General features: G+C 73.9%; 16 protein-coding genes. 10 read left to right on the top strand and 6 right to left on the bottom strand.

The genetic code is table 11. The annotated features are described in order from the left end of the window. Positions 1-15: 15 nt before the first annotated feature. Both FHS22_RS08035 and FHS22_RS08030 read right to left on the bottom strand, forming a co-directional pair. Positions 16-924 (bottom strand): phosphotransferase enzyme family protein, encoded by a 909-nt coding sequence (locus FHS22_RS08035; RefSeq protein WP_184939797.1) that lies wholly within the window; start codon positions 922-924, stop codon positions 16-18. Beyond that, positions 921-2360 carry an NsdA family TPR-like regulatory protein gene (locus FHS22_RS08030; protein ID WP_184939795.1) on the bottom strand — a complete coding sequence of 480 codons (1440 nt, stop codon included), beginning with the start codon at positions 2358-2360 and terminating at the stop codon, positions 921-923. Before FHS22_RS08030 ends, FHS22_RS08035 begins: the two co-directional genes overlap by 4 nt. A 228-nt stretch (positions 2361-2588) precedes the next feature. Here FHS22_RS08030 and FHS22_RS08025 point away from each other — a divergent pair, with 228 nt between their 5' ends. Next, a complete protein-coding gene (locus FHS22_RS08025) occupies positions 2589-2873 on the top strand; it encodes a hypothetical protein (RefSeq protein ID WP_184939794.1) in 285 nt (94 codons plus the stop codon). Between the two features lie 172 nt (positions 2874-3045). Here the strand turns inward: FHS22_RS08025 and FHS22_RS08020 are convergent, their stop codons facing one another. After that, the gene (locus tag FHS22_RS08020; RefSeq protein ID WP_184939792.1) at positions 3046-4155 is read right to left on the bottom strand and encodes an FAD-dependent monooxygenase; all 1110 of its coding nucleotides are present in this window, start codon (positions 4153-4155) and stop codon (positions 3046-3048) included. 88 nt (positions 4156-4243) lie between these two features. Between FHS22_RS08020 and FHS22_RS08015 the strand changes: the two genes are divergently transcribed. From FHS22_RS08015 to FHS22_RS08005, 3 genes are all read left to right on the top strand, one after another. After that, positions 4244-4864, top strand: coding sequence for a TetR family transcriptional regulator (locus FHS22_RS08015; protein ID WP_184939790.1), 621 nt, complete (start codon positions 4244-4246; stop codon positions 4862-4864). 27 nt (positions 4865-4891) lie between these two features. Continuing rightward, complete coding sequence (locus tag FHS22_RS39165; protein WP_184939789.1) at positions 4892-5872, top strand: ketopantoate reductase family protein; 981 nt, start codon at positions 4892-4894, stop codon at positions 5870-5872. 345 nt (positions 5873-6217) lie between these two features. Beyond that, positions 6218-6865: an O-methyltransferase gene (locus tag FHS22_RS08005; RefSeq protein ID WP_184939787.1), complete on the top strand. Its 648-nt coding sequence runs from the start codon at positions 6218-6220 to the stop codon at positions 6863-6865. A gap of 81 nt (positions 6866-6946) precedes the next feature. Here FHS22_RS08005 and FHS22_RS08000 read toward each other — a convergent pair whose 3' ends face one another. Further along, positions 6947-8323, bottom strand: coding sequence for an ATP-binding protein (locus FHS22_RS08000; RefSeq protein WP_184939786.1), 1377 nt, complete (start codon positions 8321-8323; stop codon positions 6947-6949). Between the two features lie 136 nt (positions 8324-8459). Between FHS22_RS08000 and FHS22_RS07995 the strand changes: the two genes are divergently transcribed. Next, complete coding sequence (locus tag FHS22_RS07995) at positions 8460-9677, top strand: hypothetical protein (protein ID WP_184939784.1); 1218 nt, start codon at positions 8460-8462, stop codon at positions 9675-9677. 423 nt (positions 9678-10100) lie between these two features. After that, a complete protein-coding gene (locus FHS22_RS07990; RefSeq protein ID WP_184939783.1) occupies positions 10101-10487 on the top strand; it encodes a hypothetical protein in 387 nt (128 codons plus the stop codon). 147 nt (positions 10488-10634) lie between these two features. Here the strand turns inward: FHS22_RS07990 and FHS22_RS07985 are convergent, their stop codons facing one another. Beyond that, the gene (locus FHS22_RS07985) at positions 10635-11744 is read right to left on the bottom strand and encodes a glycosyltransferase (RefSeq protein ID WP_184939781.1); all 1110 of its coding nucleotides are present in this window, start codon (positions 11742-11744) and stop codon (positions 10635-10637) included. Between the two features lie 35 nt (positions 11745-11779). On the opposite strand from FHS22_RS07985, the gene FHS22_RS07980 reads away from it, so the two are divergent. From FHS22_RS07980 to FHS22_RS07970, 3 genes are all read left to right on the top strand, one after another. Beyond that, positions 11780-12610 carry a PIG-L deacetylase family protein gene (locus FHS22_RS07980; RefSeq protein WP_338047651.1) on the top strand — a complete coding sequence of 277 codons (831 nt, stop codon included), beginning with the start codon at positions 11780-11782 and terminating at the stop codon, positions 12608-12610. A 34-nt stretch (positions 12611-12644) separates the two neighbouring features. Beyond that, a complete protein-coding gene (locus FHS22_RS07975) occupies positions 12645-13706 on the top strand; it encodes a lysylphosphatidylglycerol synthase transmembrane domain-containing protein (RefSeq protein ID WP_184939779.1) in 1062 nt (353 codons plus the stop codon). A 106-nt stretch (positions 13707-13812) separates the two neighbouring features. Further along, positions 13813-17193 (top strand): ATP-binding protein, encoded by a 3381-nt coding sequence (locus tag FHS22_RS07970; RefSeq protein ID WP_338047650.1) that lies wholly within the window; start codon positions 13813-13815, stop codon positions 17191-17193. A gap of 138 nt (positions 17194-17331) precedes the next feature. Here FHS22_RS07970 and FHS22_RS07965 read toward each other — a convergent pair whose 3' ends face one another. After that, on the bottom strand, positions 17332-17859 hold the full coding sequence (locus FHS22_RS07965) for a hypothetical protein (RefSeq protein ID WP_184939775.1): 528 nt from the start codon (positions 17857-17859) through the stop codon (positions 17332-17334). Positions 17860-18051: 192 nt separating this feature from the next. Between FHS22_RS07965 and FHS22_RS07960 the strand changes: the two genes are divergently transcribed. After that, the gene (locus tag FHS22_RS07960) at positions 18052-18648 is read left to right on the top strand and encodes a DedA family protein (protein ID WP_184939774.1); all 597 of its coding nucleotides are present in this window, start codon (positions 18052-18054) and stop codon (positions 18646-18648) included. Positions 18649-18723 lie beyond the last annotated feature (75 nt).

Here is an 18723-nt window from a genome sequence, read left to right as displayed (position 1 = left end):
CCCATATGAAGATCTTTATGGGGAGACACTAGCCGGTTCCGCCAGGTACCACCGGGCATGTTCCTCACCTCGTCTGAGGGAGTCGAGGCGGCGGGGCAGCTCCCGGCGGGAGAAGGGGTCGGTGGCGGCGTTGCGGAGGTGGATGCCCACGGCGTACATGTCCCGCACCTCCATCAGGGTGGAGTAGCCCTCCCAGGAGCGCAGGTCGCTGCCGTACGCGTCGGCGAACGCGTCCACGTCCGCGGCGGTCAGGCCGAAGCGGCGCTCGCCGTGGTAGGTGTGGACCAGGTCCCACTCGCGGGGGCCGACGGCCACTCCGTCCCAGTCGCAGAGCACCACGTGTCCGTCGGTGCGGCGCAGCAGGTTGTCGATCCAGGCGTCGCCGTGCAGCAGCACCTCCGAGCCCTCCACCTCCAGACCCGCCCAGCGCTCGGTCAGCTCGGCGATGCGGTCGCCCAGCCAGGCGCGCTGGCCGGGGGTGAGCACCGCCGATCGGTCCGCCGCCCGGCGCACCCCGGCCAGCGGGTCGGCGAACCTCTTCAGCGCGACCGGCGGCACCGGCAGCCGGTGCAGGCTGCGCAGGATCCCGCCCAGCTCGGTCGTGGTGGGCCGGCCGCTGGCCGGGACGTAGTGCCAGAACGTGACGACCCCGCCGCCGTGCACCACCGGCTGGTCGGAGATCTCGTCGGCCGGGCGGACCGCGGGGAACCCCTGCTCGGCCAGCCAGCGGGCCACCGCCAGCACCGCCGGGAGCCGGGCCGGCGCGTTGGGCGCGGTGGCGATCCTGACCACGATCTCGCCGCGCAGCTTGAAGACCGCGTTGCTCCGCACGCGCAGCAGCTCCGCGTCCCGGTGGTCGATCCCCAGCTCGTCGCAGACCTCGCCGAGGATCGTGAACGCCTGCACCGCCAGGGAACCGCTCATGGCACGGCCGGGACGGCGCCGGCGAGCAGGTCCGCCAGGTGGCGCACGGCGGCCGCCCGGCGCTGCCCGTCCGGGACCTCCGCCAGCAGGGCCCGCGCCCGGTCGACCACGATCGAGGTGCGGTGCTCGGGCGGGGCCTGGAGCAGCGCCTTCTCCGCCAGCCGGCAGCCCTCCTCGGCCCTGCCGTCGCGGACCAGGTGGGCGGCCTGGTCGAGCCGGATGAGCACCGGGTCGATGGTGTACGGCCCCGCCGGGGCGGGCGTCCAGTCGACCTCCTCGCCCAGCTCGATCAGCGTGCCGATCCGGTAGAACTGCAGCCGCCGCTCCGAGAAGCGGAACGCCAGGTGGTCGCGGCCCTCCGGGGGCATCCTGGCGAAGATCTGCTCGGCCTCGGCCAGCGCGACCCGGGCGGCCTTGTGCTCGCCCATCCTGGCCAGCGCCCGCGCCTCCGCCGCCGCGCCGAGCGCCGCCGGGGAACTGGGCGCGTTCCCGGCCAGCATCCGGGCCTCGCGCGCCAGCCGCACGGTCTCGGCCAGGTCCCCGTAGTAGTAGGGCAGCATGGCCTGCTGCGCCCGGACCAGCGCGCGCAGCCGCAGGTCGCCCATGTCGTCGGAGGCGGTGCGCGCGGTGCCGTACCAGGCGTGGGCCTGGCGGGTGTCGCCGAGCTTCATCAGCGCGTCGGCCGAGAGCAGCGCGAGCATCACGGTGGCGTTGAGCAGGCGGCGCTGGACCATCGCGGGCTGCCGGGCGGCGGCCAGCGCGCGTACCTCCGACAGCTCCAGCATCAGCCGGTAGAGCATCGGCAGCGGGGCGCTGGTGATGTACTCGCGCCGGTAGCGCAGCACCTGCTCGTCGAGGAGGTCGAGCTGCTCGTCCGTCACGCCGCCCGCGGCGAGCGTGCGGTCCAGGTCCTGGCGGGTCCGCTCGACCTCGGCCATCAGCCGCCCGCTCATCGCGACGCGCGAGCCGAGCAGCGCGTGGTGGAAGAGCGCGCGCCGCTCGGCGTCGTCCGCCGTCCGCTCCCGTGCCGTCCGGTACGGCGCGCCGGACTCGCCGCCGGAGACGACCACGACCTCGGCCTGGCCGCCGTCCTCGCAGTAGTCCCCGGCCAGGCCGAGCCGTACGGCGTTGGCGCGGTAGAGCCGCGCCAGCAGCTCGGCGGTCTGCGGCCGGGGTCTGGCGCGGTGGTTCTCCCAGGCGTTGAGCAGGTCGATGCCGGCCCGCGGCGCGCCGAGGCCCTCGCGCTCGCAGAGCTCCCGCAGCTCCTGGACCGCCTGCCTGGCCGACCACCCCCTGGCCAGCCGGTGCGCCTTGAGCAGGCTCACCCCGCAGCAGCCGTGCACGGCCTGCGTGGTCTGCCAGAGCGTCCACTGCTGCGCCTTCGCCTGCTCCCGCCAGCGCCTGGCGCAGGCGGGCGAGTGCTCACCTCGGGCCACGGTGCCCCTCCCGGTCGCCGTTGACGCAAGATTAACCAGCGCACACCACAGAGTAAGCATGCCTGTGCATGACATTCCCTTTGTCCGCGGTTTCCGCACGGAATACCGATGGGTTTCTCCGTTGTTCCGCGTATTCTCACGCTTTCGCAGAATCAAGATCGATTGTCTGGCCTGTCACGGGATATCACGTTCATAAGGAACCCGCAGCACCCGCCAGGAGTGATCCGGATGACCGCCGACCGCCACGAGGCACTCGAGCACCTGCGCCGCCTCGCGGCCCAGCTCGAGGCGCACTCCTTCCGGGTGCGCCTGGAGACGCCGGCGGAGCCGTTCCCGCACCTCCACGTCATCAACCCGATGGTCCCGGCGAGGACCGAGGACGTCCTCGCCGCCCACGAGGAGGACGGCGAATGGTGGTTCTGGCTCTCCTGGGCCGGGCGCCTCGGGCACGCCGGCGACGTCGCCACGGTGGCGGAGCGGGTGGTGAGCGTCCTGCACGTGATACGTCGATAGGTGTTTCTTGAGTGCCACATGGGTAACACAGGTGATCAAGAGTAGAAAGGAGCGGCATCGTGAAGAGAGTTCAGATCGTGCAACGTCCGCGTCCGCCACGTAAGCCGGTGTCGCTCGACCTCCGGACCCCGTCGGGCCGGATCCTCCCCTTCTGACCCCCGCCTTCTGACCCTCACCGGGGCGCCAGCGCCCCGGAGAGGTCGTCGGAGTAGAGCCAGCCGGTGGCCTTCTCGTAGAAGTGCCGGAAGAACACCGGCATGACCAGGTCGTTGATCCGGCGGCCGACCGGGCCCGCCGTCTTGGCGTCCCGGTTGGCGCTCGCCATCCTGACCAGCCGGGCCAGGCGGGCGCGGCGCTCGCGGTCGTAGCGGGCCAGCCCCGCGGCCGCGGACCCCTCCTCGCGTACGGCCCGCGCCAGGACGACGGCGTCCTCCACGGCCATCGCGGCGCCCTGGCCGGACCCCACCGGATGGGCCGCGTCACCGACCAGCACGGTCCGGCCGTCCTGCCAGACCGGCACCTCGGCCAGCACGTGGTGCAGGGCCGGACGGTGCAGCCGGGTGGCCGCCCGCAGGATCGCCGAGGGCGCCGCCTCGAACCGGTAGAGCTCGCACAGCCGCTCCAGACCGGTGTCCACGGGCTCCGCGGGGTCGGCGACCTGGGCCGACCACCAGACGGCCCCGTCCGGAGCGGTGACGTGGATGAAGGCGCCGCTGCGCGCGAAGACCATGTTGAACACGCCCGGCTCGGCCGCGACGCCGCCGGGGACCCGCTCCGAGACCCCGGAGACGGTGTAGATCCCGGCGTAGCGGGGTTCGGGGGCCGCCGGGTCCAGCGCCTTCCTGGTGGCCGACCAGATCCCGTCCGCTCCGACCACGAGATCGGCGCCGGCCGTACCGGGCTCGAAGCGCCTGCCGGTGACGATCTCGGCGCCCGCGCGGACCGCCGCGGCGCGCAGTTCCTCGACCAGGTGACCGCGCATGAGCGTCACGCTGTGGAGCGGGTCGCCCGAGAGCCGCCCGCGGGGGACGTCGCCGAGCAGCCTGCCGGAGCTCCCCCACATCCGCTGGCGCGGCACCGCGAACCCGCGCCCGGCCACGGCCTCCATGCAGCCCAGCGCGTCGAGCGCCCGCAGCCCGTTGCCCGCCAGGCTCAGGAAGGAGCCGACCTCCCCCGCCGGGTCCTCGTACGCCTCGACGACGGTGACCTCGATCCCCGCCCGCCGCAGCGCGACCGCGCTCGCCGCACCGGCCACTCCCCCGCCCACCACGATGGCACGCATGGTCTTCTCCCTGAATCTCGATTCACCGAATGTTGATTCAGTATGGGGATTGCTACCGTCGGAGGTCAAGAGGGAAGGGGACGATCCGGTGGGCGTACGCAAGGCCAGGGCGGCGGAGACCGAGGCCGCGCTGAAGGAGGCGGCCCGCCGCCTGTTCGCGGAGCGCGGCTACCTGAACACCAAGATCACCGACATCACGGCCGCCGCCGGACGGGCCACCGGCTCCTTCTACGACCACTTCGCGAGCAAGGAGGAGCTGCTCCAGTCGCTCCTGCGGGACATGCATGACCAGGCCGACTCGGAGATCGGCGCCCGCGACCACCCCCGCGACCACGACCTGACCGACCGCGCCCAGCTCCGCGCCCACGTCGCCGTCGTCTGGAACGTCTTCCGCGACCACCTTCCGGTGATGGTCGCCCTCTTCCAGTCGGCGATGACCGAGCCCCTGGACTCCGGCCGCGCATGGGAGAGCCTCGCCGAGGACACCGCCGTCCTCCGCGACCACCTCGAACACCTGCGGGAGCGGGGCCACCCCCTGCCCGGCGACCCGGCCCTGGTCGGCGCGGCGATGGGCTCGATGCTCTCGATGTTCGCCTACTCGGTGCTGACCGCCGGGGAGAAGGGGCCGGGCGTCACCGGCGACGAGGCGGTGGACACCCTCACCGACCTCCTGCTGCACGGCCTGGCGGGCCCCGGCGCCGGCCGCTGAGCCCGCCGCTGCGGCACGATCCCGATCGTGCGCTACATCGTGGTCGGGGCGGGGGCCGTCGGCGGGACCATCGGGGGACGGCTCTTCCAGGCCGGGCACGACGTGCTGCTCGTCGCCCGCGGCGCCCACCACGACGCGCTCGGGCGAGACGGCCTGCGCCTGGTCACCCCCGGCGAGAACCTGACGCTCCGCGTCCCGGTGACCCGCGGCCCGGTACGGCTCCGCGACGGCGACGTGCTGGTCCTGGCGGTCAAGTCACAGGACACGGTCGCCGCACTGGACCCCTGGCCGCGCCGCGTGCCGGTGGTGTGCGCGCAGAACGGCGTGGCCAACGAGCGCACGGCCCTGCGGCGGTTCGAGCGGGTCTACGGCATGTACGTCTGGCTGCCCGCGCTGCATCTGGAGCCCGGCGTCGTGACGGCCTACGGGTCTCCCAAGTCGGGCCTGCTCCAGCTCGGCCGCTACCCGCACGGCACCGACGAGCTGTCGGAGCGGATCGCCGGGGACCTGTCGGCGAGCTCGTTCACCGGCGTCGCCGTACCGGACGTGATGCGCTGGAAGTACGCCAAGCTGCTCGGCAACCTGGGCAACGCCTGCGAGGCGCTCTGCGGCCGCGCTCCCGGACAGGAACCGATCATGGAGCGGGTGCGCGCCGAGGGCCGGGCGGTGCTGGACTCGGCCGGGATCGCCTACGCCTCCTCCCAGGAGGAGCGGGAGCGGCGCGGGAAGGATGTCGAGGCCCTGCCGGTCGGAGGAGCCGAGCGGGGCGGCGGCTCGTCCTGGCAGAGCCTGGCCAGGGCCGGCGGCTCGATCGAGGCCGACCACCTCAACGGCGAGATCGTCCTGCTCGGCCGCGAGCTCGGCGTCCCCACGCCGGCCAACGAGGTCCTGCGCCGCGAGGCGGACCGCGCCGCCCGCGAGCACCTCGCCCCCGGATGCATGTCCCCGGAGGAGCTGTCCGCCCTCGTCGACTCAGAGGCGGACCGGACCGGGGCCGCGGCGGGCTGACCCCGGTCCCCGCCCGGGCGCCCGTCCGGGCGCGGGGCCGTTCCGCCGGCCGCGATCAGGAGACCGGCGTCTCCGGGCGGTCCTGCAGGTCCTTCGGTGGTTTCGCCGGCGCCGTCCGGCTAGGATCGGATCTTGTTCGGATCGGGTCCCCGTTCCCCGATCCCGTGGCGGGTCCGGAGCTCCGGACGCCGGACGGTCAGGAGCGTCACCGCTCCGGCGAACGGCGTCCTCGGCGCCTCGGCAGCCGCTTGGGCGAAGCCCGAAGACCGTGGGCGGTCGGCCCTCCTCCGGGCGGCACGCTCTCACCCGCCCGCCGCGAGCGACATCACCACCGAAAGGATTTCCATGTCCGTTCTCGACCCCGTCGTCGGCGACTACCTGCTCGCGCACTGCACACCCGCCGACGAGCTGCTCCGCGAGCTCGCCGACGAGACCCGCCGGGCCACCGGCGGCGCCGCCGGGATGCAGGTCTCCCACGACGAGGGCGCCCTGCTGACCATGCTGGTCCGGATGTCCGGGGCCCGCCGCGCCGTCGAGGTGGGCGTGTTCACCGGCTACTCCTCCATCTGCATCGCCCGCGGCCTGCCCGCGGACGGCCGCCTGCTCGCCTGCGACGTCAACCCCGAGTGGACCTCCGTCGCCGAGCGCTACTGGGACCGCGCGGGCGTGGCGGAGCGCATCGAGCTGAGGATCGCCCCCGCGATCGAGACGCTGCGGGCGCTCCCCGCCGAGCCGCACCTCGACTTCGCCTTCATCGACGCCGACAAGGCCGGCTACCCCGCCTACTACGAGGAGATCGTCACCCGGCTGCGCCCCGGCGGCCTCGTCGTCCTGGACAACGTGTTCCTCGGCGGCCGGGTGTTCGACCCCGCCTTCCAGGACGAGGACGCCGTCGCCATGCGCCGCATGAACGAGATCACGGCCGCCGACGACCGGGTCGAGTCGGTGATGCTGCCCGTGCGCGACGGCGTCACGATCGCCCGCAGACGCTGACCTTCCCCGCGGTGTCCTCCCGCGACCCCGCCGAATCGCGGGAGGACACCACCCGCTCCGGGCCGGGAGCCGGATCGGTCGTCAGGACGGGCGCGGAGCGAAGATGTCCGCGGCGGTGACGCACAGGACGTCGGCATCCGCGTTGGAAACGGTCTCCCTGGCGCACACGGCGTAGCGCAGCTCACCCGGATTCCTGGCCAGGTGCGCCGCCTTCGCCACGAGGTCGGCCTTGATCCGGCCCGCGTTCACCTTCCGGCCCCACTTCGCCTCTCCGACCAGGACCGGCGTCCTGGACCGGCCGCTGAGCGCCACGGCGTCGATCTGGTGCTGGCCGTCACCTCGCCACCAGGGCCCGATCGCCACCACCTCGGGCCCGATCTCCGCGGCTCGGAGCCTCAAATGATCACGGAAGGCCTCCTCCCAGACGTCCCCCATGTGGTCGTCCAGCGACGCCGCCAGCACCGGCAGGACGGTCTCACCGAGCCCACGGTCGATCTCGGGCAGCACACGTGAGAGCGTGCCCAGGTAGAAGGCGAGGAAGTTGTCGGTGATGCGGTAGACCTTCCTGCGGGTCCGCGCGGACTCCGTGACCGGCTGGAGCCTCTCCACCAGGCGCAGTGCCAGCAGGTCGTTGAGGGTGCGGGTGGGGTCGGCGCCGATGGCGTCGGCGATCTCGTTGTGCTTGGTGCAACCCTCGGCGATGGCCTGCAGCGTGGCGGCGAGATGCACTCCCTGCCCCGCCTCCGTCGCGAGGACGAGGTCCCCCTCACGGATCATCCTCGCGTCGGGACGGCAGGCGAGCCGCCTGAGGTTGTCCTCGATCGAGAGCTCCTGCCGCCACCACGACAGGTAGAGCGGCATACCTCCGAGAAGGCCGTAGACCAGCGCGCGGTCCGGCGGGGTCAGTTCGGGCAGCATCTCGGCCGCCTCGTGCGGGCGGAACGGGTGCAGCTGCATCGTCAGGTCGAACCGGCCGTAGAGAGGCGCACGGTATTCCTGAATCGACCGCATCGTACGCACGGCCGAGCCGCAGAGGATGATCCGGAGCTTGGTCCGCCCGTGGGAGTGATCGAGGAAGGCCCGGAGCACGCCCTCCAGCTCGGGCGCCCTGCTGATCATCTCCGGGAACTCGTCGAGCACGAGCAGCAGCGGCTCGTCCCGCGCCTCCCGGCCGAGGTGGTCGAGCACCTCGTCCCAGTTCCCGAAGGGCCGCGAGAGAAGATCACGGGTGGAGGACGGCGTGCCGGCCGCGACCCGGTAGGAGAGCTCCTCCAGCTCGCGATGGGGCGTGCGATTCCCGCCGGTATGGAAGATCACCGGCTTGTCCGACGCGAACTCCTGCAGGAGAGCGGTCTTGCCCACCCGCCGCCGCCCCCAGAGGAGAGCGGGCCGGGCATTCGGCTCCTCCCACCATTCCCGGAGCGCTTCCAGCTGCTCCTGCCGTCCGACGAAAGTCATGGGAATACGGTAACCGACATGGATGTCGGCGACGTCGATGTCGCCGACATCCACGTCGGTTACTTCCGGTATCCCTGCCGTTGGCGGCCGACCGTTCCGCGAGCCCGGGGACGGGCATTCTGGGGGGATGCGGCGGATGACGAAGATACGGGCGGCGGGCGCGGTCCTCACCGCCTGCCTGATGGCGGCGTGCACCCCCGGCCGGACGGCGGCGCCCGGCCCGTCGCCCGCGCCGGAGCGCACGACGGTCTCCGGCTCCTCGCCTGCGCCGGGCCGTACGGCCACCCCGGGCGCGGCGGCGAGCCCGCGGGCCACCGGGCGAGTGGCGGCGGCCCCGGAGTGGAAGGCCGCGCCCGTCCCCGAGCTGGAGGGAAGCGCCGCGCTGGTGGACGTGGCGGTCGCCGGGCCCGAGGACGTCTGGGCGGTGGGCTACCAGGCGAGCGCCGAGGACCGGGAGGGCTCACCGGCCGTCGTGCGGTGGGACGGGGCCCGGTGGCGGGAGACGCCGGTGCAGGGGCACGGCCTCCACCACGTGGAGGGCGTCAGCGCGAGCGGCCCGGACGACGTGTGGATCGTCGGCAACGGCGAGGTCCCGGTCGCCGTCCGGTGGGACGGGCGGCGGTGGGCGGGGGAGCGGCCCTTCGGGGTGGCCCGGGACTACCGGCTCACCGACGTCGCCGCGACCGGGGACCGCACGTGGTTCACCGCGACCGGCCCGTCGGAGACGGTGGTCCTGGAGCGGCGCGGCGGCGAGTTCCGCAACTTCTTCCAGACCGCCGGCACGTTCGCGGCGGTCACCGCGAGAGGCGAGCACGTCTGGGCGGTCGGCCACGACGGGAGCGGGCCGCTGGCCTGGCACGGCACCACCGGCGGCCTGTGGGAGACCATGGAGACCCCGCGGATCCCCGGTGGCAGGCTGAACCGGGTCTGGGCGGTCTCCCCATCCGATGTCTGGGCGGTGGGCGAGATCGCCACCGGACCCGAGGACGTGTACGGCAACCGGGAGGCCGAGCCGCTGGTCCTGCACTGGGACGGGTCGGGGTGGCGGCGCTCGCAGGTGCCGGTCGCCCGAGGCTCGCTGCACGGCCTCACCGCGTTCGGCGCCGGCGACGTCTGGGCCAGCGGCGTGGACGCCGACCACTCGGGCCAGCCTCTCCTGCTGCACTTCGACGGCACGCGGTGGAGCGCCCGGTACGGCCCGCTGCTCCGTGCCCGGGAGGAGGACCAGCAGTACGAGGTGTCCGACGACGTCGGCCGCACCGGAATCACCCGGGTCCCCGGCACCGGGACGGTCTGGGTGGTGGGCTCGGTCGGCTGGGGGGACAACGAGTCCGGCTTCGTGCTGCGGCGCTGACCTCGCGCTTCCGAGACAGAAAATCTCACGAAGCGGACGAAAATGTCAGTCGGGTCGCATAGTCTCTCCATACTCCAACAAAAGGGAGTAGGACATGAAAAGGGTTCAAATCCTCCAGCGGCCCCGGCCGCCACGCCGGCCCGCCCCGCTCGACCTGCGCACGCCCTCCGGACGCCCCCTCCCCTTCTGACGGGACGGAGACGACAAGAGCGGACAGTCGCCCCTTGACGTGAACAGACAGTCACGAACCAGCGGATCACACCGGCCCGGCCGGTGCGGGCGGCCACACGCGCGACGCGCCGGGCGGCGCCCGCCCACCTGGGCGAAAGCACGGTGAACGCCAGATGTAAGCCCGATGTAAGTGATCCGCAAGGAGGGCCCCATACTCTTCTGGTCGTCACAGTTTGCAATGAAAGGCAAGCAATGTTCCGCGTCCTCTCCCCCCGCCGTATCGCCGTCGCCGTCGCGGGGGCCGCACTCGTCTCCATGTCCGCCGCCTGCGGCGCCGGCGCCAACACCGCGCTCTGCGCCGACGCGCAGAAGCTCTTCACGGACTACTCCAGCACCGCCGCGGGTGCCGCCGGCGACCTCAACAAGTTCAACGAGGCGAACCAGAAGCTCTCCGCCGACCTGAAGGCGCTGGCGGACAAGGCCGACGGCGAGCTGGCCTCGGCCCTCAACGACTTCTCCGCCACCTGGGGCGCGCTGAAGATCGACCCCAACAACCCGGCGGCGGCCACCACCGCCCTGCAGGACCTGGGCACCAAGGCCCAGCAGGCGACCACCAAGCTCGCCAGCGCCTGCTCCTAGGGGAACGGCCCGGGTCCGCGCCGCGGACCCGCCGCGGCCTCCCCGACGAGACCCGTGCCCTCCCGGGGAGGAGGGCACGGCCGGACGGGCCGCCGCTCCGCCTGCGGGGGGCAGCGCGGCGCGGCGGTCCGGCCGCCCGCCCCGCGCTCACCGCCTGGTCGCGCGGGCCTGCTCGTAGCAGCGGTCGAAGCCCTCCAGCACGGCGGGCCAGGAGGTGGCGACCGGCTCCGTCCCCCGGTTGTGCGCGGCGATCGCCTCGCGCAGCTCGCGGTCGCGGGCCAGCCGGGCGACCGAGGCCACCAGGTCCTCGAAGCTCCGGCCGAGCAGCCCCTCCTTGCCCGGGTGCACGAAGTCGGCCACGCCGCTCTGCGACCGCGCCACCACCGGGACCCCGGCCGCACGCGCCTCCAGCGCCGCCAGCCCGAACGACTCGCGGGGCGCCGGGGCGACGAACACGTCCGCCGAGGCGAGGAGCTCCCTGATCTGCTCGCGGCTGTAGCGGCCGGGCAGCGAGACCCAGCCCGTCATCCCGTTGGCCCGCAGGTAGCGCTCCATCTGCGCGCGCGCGGGGCCGTCCCCCACCACGGTGGCCCGCAGCGGCACCTCGGGCGGCACCTGGGCCCGGGTCTCCTTCAGCAGCCGCAGCAGCCGGACCGGCTGCTTGCGCGGGGCCAGCCGCCCCACCGCTACGACGTGCACCGGCCCGTCCCCGGAGTCCCGCCGCGCCTGCTCCGCGGGACGCCAGCCGGAGACGTCGAGCCCGTTGGAGACCACGTGCACCGGCACGCCGCGCCCGGCCACGACGCGGATCCGCCGGGCGGCGGCCTCGCTCACCGCGGTGCCCACCAGCCCCCAGCGCTCCCACTCGAACGCCATCCGGAGCCCCCGGTAGAGCCCGCGGGTGACCGGGTCCCACATGCTGTGCACGGTCACCACCGCGGGCAGCCCGGCACGTACGGCGGCGCGCGCGCCCATCCAGGCGAACGGCGAGACCGCGCCCGCGTGCACGTGCACCACGTCGGGGCGGCGAGCCGCCGCCAGCCGGAGCAGATGGCCCGTCCCGAACGGGTGGACCGGCAGGTCGAAGGGGAGCCGGGCGACGATCCGGTGCACGCCGGGAAGGGGCTCCCCCGGGGTCGCCGTGGCCACCTCGACCTCGTGCCCCGCCTCGCGCTGCATCCGGATCAGATCGGCGACCTGTACTTCGATCCCGCCCAGGCGCGGCAGGTAGCAGTCACTGACGTGGAGGATCCTCACGCTGCCAGAGTAGCCCCGCATGAGATCATGCCTGCGTGGCCGCTTCCGTGACTTCCGCGACTCCCAGGACCGCAGTCTTCTTCCACGCCCACCCCGACGACGAAGCCCTGCTGACCGCGGGCACCATGGCCATGCTCGCCGCCGAGGGGCACCGCGTGGTCGTGGTCGTGGCGACCTCCGGCGAGCGCGGGCAGGCCGATCTCGCGCCCGGCGAGGCGCTCGGCGAGGCCCGCGTGGCGGAGCTGTACAAGTCGGCGGCGGCGCTGGGCTGCGCCCGGGTGGTGAACCTCGGCTACGGCGACTCCGGGCTGGCCCCCGGCGGCGGGATCGCCGAGGACCGCCCGGCGAACGCGTTCATCGACGCCGACACCGAGGAGGCCGCCCGGCGGCTGGCCGAGGTCCTCACCGAAGAGGGGGCCGACCTGCTGACGATCTACGATCCGGCCGGGGGGTACGGCCATCCCGACCACGTCCAGGTGAACCGGGTCGGCGGGCGGGCCGCGGAGCTCGCGGGCACCCCGGTCGTGCTGGAGGCCACGGTCAACCGCGACCCGCTCCTGGCGAGCCTGCGGCTGGTCCGCAGGTTCTACCCGCAGTTGGACGTGCGGGCCTTCGAACGGGCCTACTCCCCCGCCGAGGAGATCACCCACCGGGTGAACGTGCGGCGCTTCGCCCGGCAGAAGCGCGCGAGCATGGCGGCCCACGCCACCCAGGCCACCGGCGCGGACACCCGCACCCTGGGCGTGATGCTCAAGATCCCCCATCTGCTCTACCGGCTGGTCTTCGGCACCGAGTGGTACGTCCGGCGCGGCCTGCCGCCCGGCACCCGGCTGAGGCACCCCCTCGAATCTCCTCCCAAAGGATGAGCCCCGGACCGGCACACTTGCTCCAGGGGGTCATATGAAGAACAGATGGGTTCAGATCGGGCTGTCGGCCTTCTCCCTGGGACTGGCCGCCATGCTCGTCGTCTTCCTGCCGCAGCTCGTACGGACGCTGACCGGCAAGACGGTCTCCTGGACCGAGATCGGCGCCCGGTTCGCCGCGCTGAGCTGGCAGACGGTCGCGCTGATGGCCGCCGTCTGGCTGGCGAGCCTGCTCGCCTACACCTTCGTGCTGACCGCCTCCCTGCCCGGGCTGACCCACCCGCAGGCGCTGGCCCTGAACGCCGCGGGCAGCGCGGTCAGCAACCTGCTCCCCTTCGGCGGCGCGGCCGGGGTCGCGCTGACCTTCGCGATGACCAGGGGGTGGGGCTTCCCGGCCCGGGCCGTCGTGGTCTCCACGCTGGCCAGCGGGATCTGGAACACCCTGTTCAGGTTCGTCCTGCCCGCGCTGGGCATCGTCGCGCTCCTGGCCAGCGGGCAGGCGCTCAACCCCGCCGTCGTCAGCGCGGGCTGGGCGGGCGCGGCGTCCATCCTGGTCCTGGTCGCGGTGGTGGCCGCCGCCCTGTACTGGGACCGCGCCGCCGCCGTGCTCGGCCGCGTCCTGGACGCCCTCGCGCGGCTCGCGCCCCGGAAGATCCGCCCCGCCGGGCACGCCGCCTCCGGCGCCCTGGAGAAGCTCCGCGCCGACACCTCCGCGGTCGTGCGGGGCCGCTGGCCCGGCCTGACCCTGGGCATGATCGCCTTCCTCGGCCTCCAGTGGCTCATCCTCGTCTGCTGCCTGCACGCCACCGGCGCCTACCCCGGCCTGGCCCAGTCGATCGCGGCCTTCGCCCTGTCGCGGGTCCTGACCACCGCGGTCGTCACCCCGAGCGGGGCCGGGATCATGGAGGCCGGGACGGCCGGCGCGCTGGTCTTCTTCGGCGCCCCGCTGGATTCGGCGACCGCCGCGGCACTGCTCTTCGGCTTCTGGACCTACACTGTCGAAATCCCCTTCGGCGGTCTGGCGCTGGGCGCGTGGGCCCTGCTGCGCAGGCGCGCGGGCGTCACTCCGGCGCCCGAAAAGGAGCCGGTCGGCCGTTAAGGGTGCGTACGGACCTCCGTCCCATGGGGGTCCGCGGGCATCCGGGGCGTGCTCACACCTGCCAGATTGGGAAAGACCTTGTGCGCGATTCGAAAGCCCGCATAGCGTGGCGGCTGACATGGTGGCGTTCCGGGTTCTCGGTCCGGTCGAGGCGCACTCCGGTGACGACGGGCTCGACCTGGGCGGGTTGCGGCAGCGTGCCGTCCTCGCCCGGTTGCTCGTCGCCCGGGGGCAGGTCGTGCCGGTCGACTCGCTCCTCTACGACCTGTGGGACGACGACGCGGCGAAAGGCGCGCAGTCGGGCCTGCAGGTCTACATCTCACGCCTGCGCCGGGTCCTGGAGCCCGGTCGCCCGCGCGGGGGTCCCAACCGCCTGCTGGTGACCGTCGCCTCCGGCTACGCGCTGCGCATCGCGCCCGACCAGGTCGACGCGCTCCGCTTCGAGTCGCTGGTCCGCACCGCCGGAGAGCAGCTGGAGGGCGACGACCCGGCCTCCGCCCGGGCCGCCCTGGAGAAGGCGCTCGGCCTGTGGCGCGGCACGCCGTACTCCGACTTCGCCGACCAGCCGTGGGCGGAGGCGGAGGTGAACCGGCTGACCGAGCTGCGCCTGATCGCCCGCGAGCGGCACGCCGACGCCGGCCTGCGCCTGGGCATGGCCGCCGAGGCGGTCCCCGACCTGGAGGCTCTGACCACCGAGCACCCGCTCCGCGAGGAGGGCTGGCGCCTGCTCGCCCTGGGCCTGTACCGGTCCGGACGCCAGGGCGACTCGCTGGCCGCGCTGCGCAGGGCCCGCACGATCCTCGCCGACGAGCTGGGCATCGACCCGGGCCCGGCGCTGCGCAAGCTGGAGTCCGACATCCTCTCCCAGGATCCCGGCCTGCAGCTGCCCGCCCCGCAGCGCCAGCAGCGTCCTGCGGTGGTCGCCGACACCTGGCCGCCCCGGCCCGCCATGGCCCCGGTGGAGCTGCCTCCGCTGGAGCCGGAGCCGTTCGTCGGCCGCGACGCCGAGCTCGACCGGCTGGTCACCGCCGCGGTCCGGACCGGCCGCTTCACCGTCGCGGTGATCAGCGGCGACGCGGGCGCGGGCAAGACCACGCTGGTCCGCCAGCTCACCAAGCGCCTCTCCGCCGACGGCTGGGGCACCGCCTCCGGAGCCTGCCCCGACAGCAGCGCCACGCCGCCCGGCTGGGCCTGGGTGGAGATCCTGCGGGCCCTGATGGCCGCGGCCGGGCCGGGAGAGTACGCCCCGCTGCTCGCCCCGCTGCTGGACGACGCCGCCCCCGCCCCGGACGACGACCAGGCCTCCGGCGGCTTCCGGCTGCACCGGGCGGTCGGCGGTTACCTCGCCTCGGTGGCCAGGGAGACCCCGCTCCTGCTCACCCTGGAGGACCTGCACTGGGCCGACGACCAGACCCTCGCGCTGCTGCGCGCGCTGCCGAGCCTACTGGCCGGCAGCCGGGTGCTGCTGGTGGTGACCTGCCGTGACAGCGAGCTGACCGACCAGCAGGCCGACGTGCTGGCCGCGCTGGCCAGGCTCGGCCCGGTCCGGGTGGCCCTGTCCGGGCTCGACCCCAAGGCGGTGGCCGAGCTGGTGCGGGCGACCTGCGTGCGCCAGGTGGACGAGGAGGCCGTCGAGAGCATCGTCGAGCGCACCCGCGGCAACCCCTTCTTCGTCCGCGAGACCGTGCGCCTGCTCGACGCCGAGGCGGTCAGCGACCGCGCCACCGCCGCCGAGGTGATCTCCGGGGTGCCGTCCGGCGTGCGCGACGTGCTCCGGCGGCGGATCTCCCGGCTGCCCGCGGCGGCCCAGCAGATCCTGCTGCAGGCCGCGGTGATCGGCCGGGACGTCGACGTGGACGTGCTGGTCGACGTGGCGGGCGACGAGGACGCCGTGGTCGACGCCGTCGAGGCGGCGCTGCTGGCGGGCCTGGTCACCGAGCCGGGCCCCGGCAGGCTCCGCTTCGACCACGACCTGGTCCGTGACACGCTCTACTCCGACGCGTCGAGGCTGCGCCGCTCCCGGCTGCACGCCGCGGTGGCCTCGGTGATCGAGCGCAGGAACCCCTCCGACGTGGCCGCGCTCGCCCACCACTACGACTCCGCCGGGACCACCGAGACCGCCGTCAAGGCAGTGCACTACGCGGGCCTGGCGGCCGAGCAGGCCGAGCGGCGTTTCGCCCACCGGGAGGCGGCCACCCTCTGGGAGCAGGCCATCGCGGCCTTCGACCGGTCCGGGATCACCCACACGCCGGAGTCCACCCGCGAGCGGCTGCTGCTGACCCTCCGGCTGATCAAGGCGCTGGCCCTCTGCGGCGACATGGCCGCGGCCCGGCGGCGGCGGCGCGAGGCGATGGAGGCGGCCAGGCCGCTGGGCGACCTGGAGCTCACCGCCCGGGTGGCCGCCTCGCTGGCCGTGCCGCACAAGGGCATGGCCCGCGACTTCACCCGCACCGCCTGGGAGATCGTGGACGTCGCCGAGCAGGCCCTGGTCGAGCTGCCCGCCGCCGAGCAGTCGCTGCGGGCGAGCCTGCTGGCCACGGTCGCGCTGGAGCTGGAGGGCTCGGCCACGCCCCGCGGCGAGCAGGCCTCGCTGGAGGCCGAGGAACTGGCCCGCAGGACCGGTGACCCGGCCCTGCTGGCGACCGCGCTGAGCGGGCGCCTGCGCCAGTCGTACGGCATCACGCCGGTCGGCGAGCGGGAGGTCATCGGCCGGGAGCTGCTCCAGGTCGGCGCGGCCAGCGGCCAGGTCGCCGTCCAGGCCCTGGCCCACCTGGTGCTGATGGAGTGCGCGGCCGCCTCGGGCTCGTTCGCCGAGGCCGACGCGCACGTCACCGCCGCCGAGCAGCTGGCCAGGCAGTACGGCCTGCCCGCGCCGGCCGCGGTCGGCGCCTGGTACGCCGGGCAGCGCCTGATGATCGCCGGTGACTTCGCCGGCGCGGAGCAGGCCTACCGGGAGGCCGCCCGGCTGACCGCCCGGGCCGGCATGCTGGAGGGCCGCCAGGACCTGCCGCTGATCACCACGTTCTGCCTGCACCTGGTCAACGGCCGGGCCGCGGAGATGGTCGAGCCGCTGGGCGAGGCGCACCAGCGCGGCGCCAAGTGGACCCTGGACGCCTACGCGGTGGCCCTGGCCTCGGCGGGGCACATGCGCGACGCCCGGGCGCTCATCGCCGTGCGGACCCCGGTGCGCCCCGACTTCCTCTACGAGCTGGCGATGATCTGGCGGGCGCTGGCGGGCATGCTGCTCGACGACCGCGAGCGGATGGTCGAGGCCTACGACACGCTGAAGCCGTTCGCCGACCGGATCGCCGGGGCGGGCACCGGCGTGGTGGCGCTCTGGCCGGTCGCGCTGACCCTCGGCGACCTGGCGCTCCGGCTGGGCTTCGCCGACGCGGTCAAGCCGCACTACGAGAAGGCGCTGGAGGTCGCCCAGCGGGTCGGCGTGCCGCGCTGGGTCGAGGCGGCCCAGCGCTCGCTGGGGGCGTGAGATCCGCCGGTGCGGGATTCTCCGGGCCGGTCGGGCGCGCGGGGTTCGCCGGACGCGCGGGCCCGCCGGGCGCGTGACCGGAGAGGCCGCGCGCGGCGGGCGGCCGGGCGTGCCCGCCGGGCGGGCGCGGCGGCCGGGTCAGCAGCTGACCTGGAACTTCTCGCTGTTCAGCACGTCCCCGCCGGAGACCGAGAGCTTCACCCGGTACCAGCCGGGGTTGTTGACGATCCGGGGCCGCCACTCGACGGTCCGGGAGGCGCCGGTGAACCCGGAGTCCGAGGTCAGGTAGGTCCGCCACTTCTTGGCGGCCGGGCTCCAGCGCTCCAGGCGCCAGCCGTACGAGACGGTGTCCTCGGGGTCGGCGTTGTCGACCACGCTCTGCGCCCGGTAGGGCTTCTCGCAGGACTGGGCGGAGGCGACCGCGCTGACGGTGATCACACCGCTCTTCGGGGTCTTCGCCGTGGTCACGGGCATCTCCTCGGCGGAGAGGACCACCGTCTGCACCGGGCCGTCCGCGACCACGCTCGCCCGGGCCTGGCCGGAGGCGTTCTGCGACGCCTCCACCCCCACGTAGGCCCCGGTGAAAGCGAGCGTGGCGACCAGCAGCTTCACGGCACTCGCGGTTCCACTCGCCACCACCGGCGTGACACTGCTTCGCGGACTCATGACCATGCACCTTCCTTTCACCCCCAGGTTTACGCCGGTCGGGTTGATCTCTGCTTGCGGTCGGCTTGCAGGGCTCCGGGCCGGCTTGCAGGCCTCCGCAGGGGCGGGAGGAGCTCTCTTGGGATGAAGTGAGGTAAGCCTCCCCTAATATCAGAAGAACGGTTAAAGTGATCCTGGCGGTGGTGTTCGGTGATGCGACTTCTTGCGGCGGCTGTCCCCGACCCCACGTCCCCTGCGGTCCTGATCCCCTTCCTGCTCGGCATGGTCGGGCTCTTCGCCGCCTTCCAGGTCTACTACTGGGTCGGCCACAAGCTCGGCCCGAAGATCTACGCCTCCCGCCTCGGCAGGCGGATCGGCGACGAGAAGATCCTCAGGGCCGAGCGGTTCGTCGCCCGGTGGGGTGCGCTCTCGGTCTACGCGTGCTTCTGGGTTCCCGGCGTCCGCCACACCCTGCCCTGGGTGGCAGGGGTCCTGAAGATCTCCTATCCCAAGTACGTGGCGGCCAGCGCTCTGGGCTGCCTGACCTGGTGCCCGGTGACGTACTTCGGCCTCTACTCGGTGATCTGGGGCTGGCTCGCCCTGGCCGGGCGTTCTCCGGCCGCGGCGGGAGCCGCCGCCGCCGTCGCGGTCGCGGCGGCCGCCCTCCTCGTACGGCGCCGCCGCGCCGCCCTCCGCGCAGAGAAGACGGCGGGCCCGGAGAGAACGGCGGACCCGGCGGGGGCGGGGAGCACCGCGGGAGCGGGCAGCGCGGCCGCGCAGGGCTCCGCCTCCCCCGGCGAGCACGGCTGATCGCCGCCGTCCGCGGGCGACACGGACGCCAAGGTTCGACAGCCGGGACGTCAAGGGGCACGCTCCGGAGGCGGG

It is taken from the genome of Thiemannella venezuelensis (assembly GCF_014203605.1).
Taxonomy (GTDB): domain Bacteria; phylum Actinomycetota; class Actinomycetes; order Streptosporangiales; family Streptosporangiaceae; genus Planomonospora_A; species Planomonospora_A venezuelensis.
Note: the sequence above shows the minus strand (reverse complement) of the source record. Positions and strands in the feature narration are given on the sequence as shown.

Coding starts and splice junctions, on each gene's coding strand:
- FHS22_RS08035 (WP_184939797.1), bottom strand. CDS start 924: ATGAGCGGTTCCCTGGCGGTGCAGGCGTTCACGATCCTCGGCGAGGTC.
- FHS22_RS08025 (WP_184939794.1), top strand. CDS start 2,589: ATGACCGCCGACCGCCACGAGGCACTCGAGCACCTGCGCCGCCTCGCG.
- FHS22_RS08020 (WP_184939792.1), bottom strand. CDS start 4,155: ATGCGTGCCATCGTGGTGGGCGGGGGAGTGGCCGGTGCGGCGAGCGCG.
- FHS22_RS08005 (WP_184939787.1), top strand. CDS start 6,218: ATGTCCGTTCTCGACCCCGTCGTCGGCGACTACCTGCTCGCGCACTGC.
- FHS22_RS08000 (WP_184939786.1), bottom strand. CDS start 8,323: ATGACTTTCGTCGGACGGCAGGAGCAGCTGGAAGCGCTCCGGGAATGG.
- FHS22_RS07995 (WP_184939784.1), top strand. CDS start 8,460: ATGACGAAGATACGGGCGGCGGGCGCGGTCCTCACCGCCTGCCTGATG.
- FHS22_RS07990 (WP_184939783.1), top strand. CDS start 10,101: ATGTTCCGCGTCCTCTCCCCCCGCCGTATCGCCGTCGCCGTCGCGGGG.
- FHS22_RS07975 (WP_184939779.1), top strand. CDS start 12,645: ATGAAGAACAGATGGGTTCAGATCGGGCTGTCGGCCTTCTCCCTGGGA.
- FHS22_RS07965 (WP_184939775.1), bottom strand. CDS start 17,859: ATGAGTCCGCGAAGCAGTGTCACGCCGGTGGTGGCGAGTGGAACCGCG.
- FHS22_RS07960 (WP_184939774.1), top strand. CDS start 18,052: ATGCGACTTCTTGCGGCGGCTGTCCCCGACCCCACGTCCCCTGCGGTC.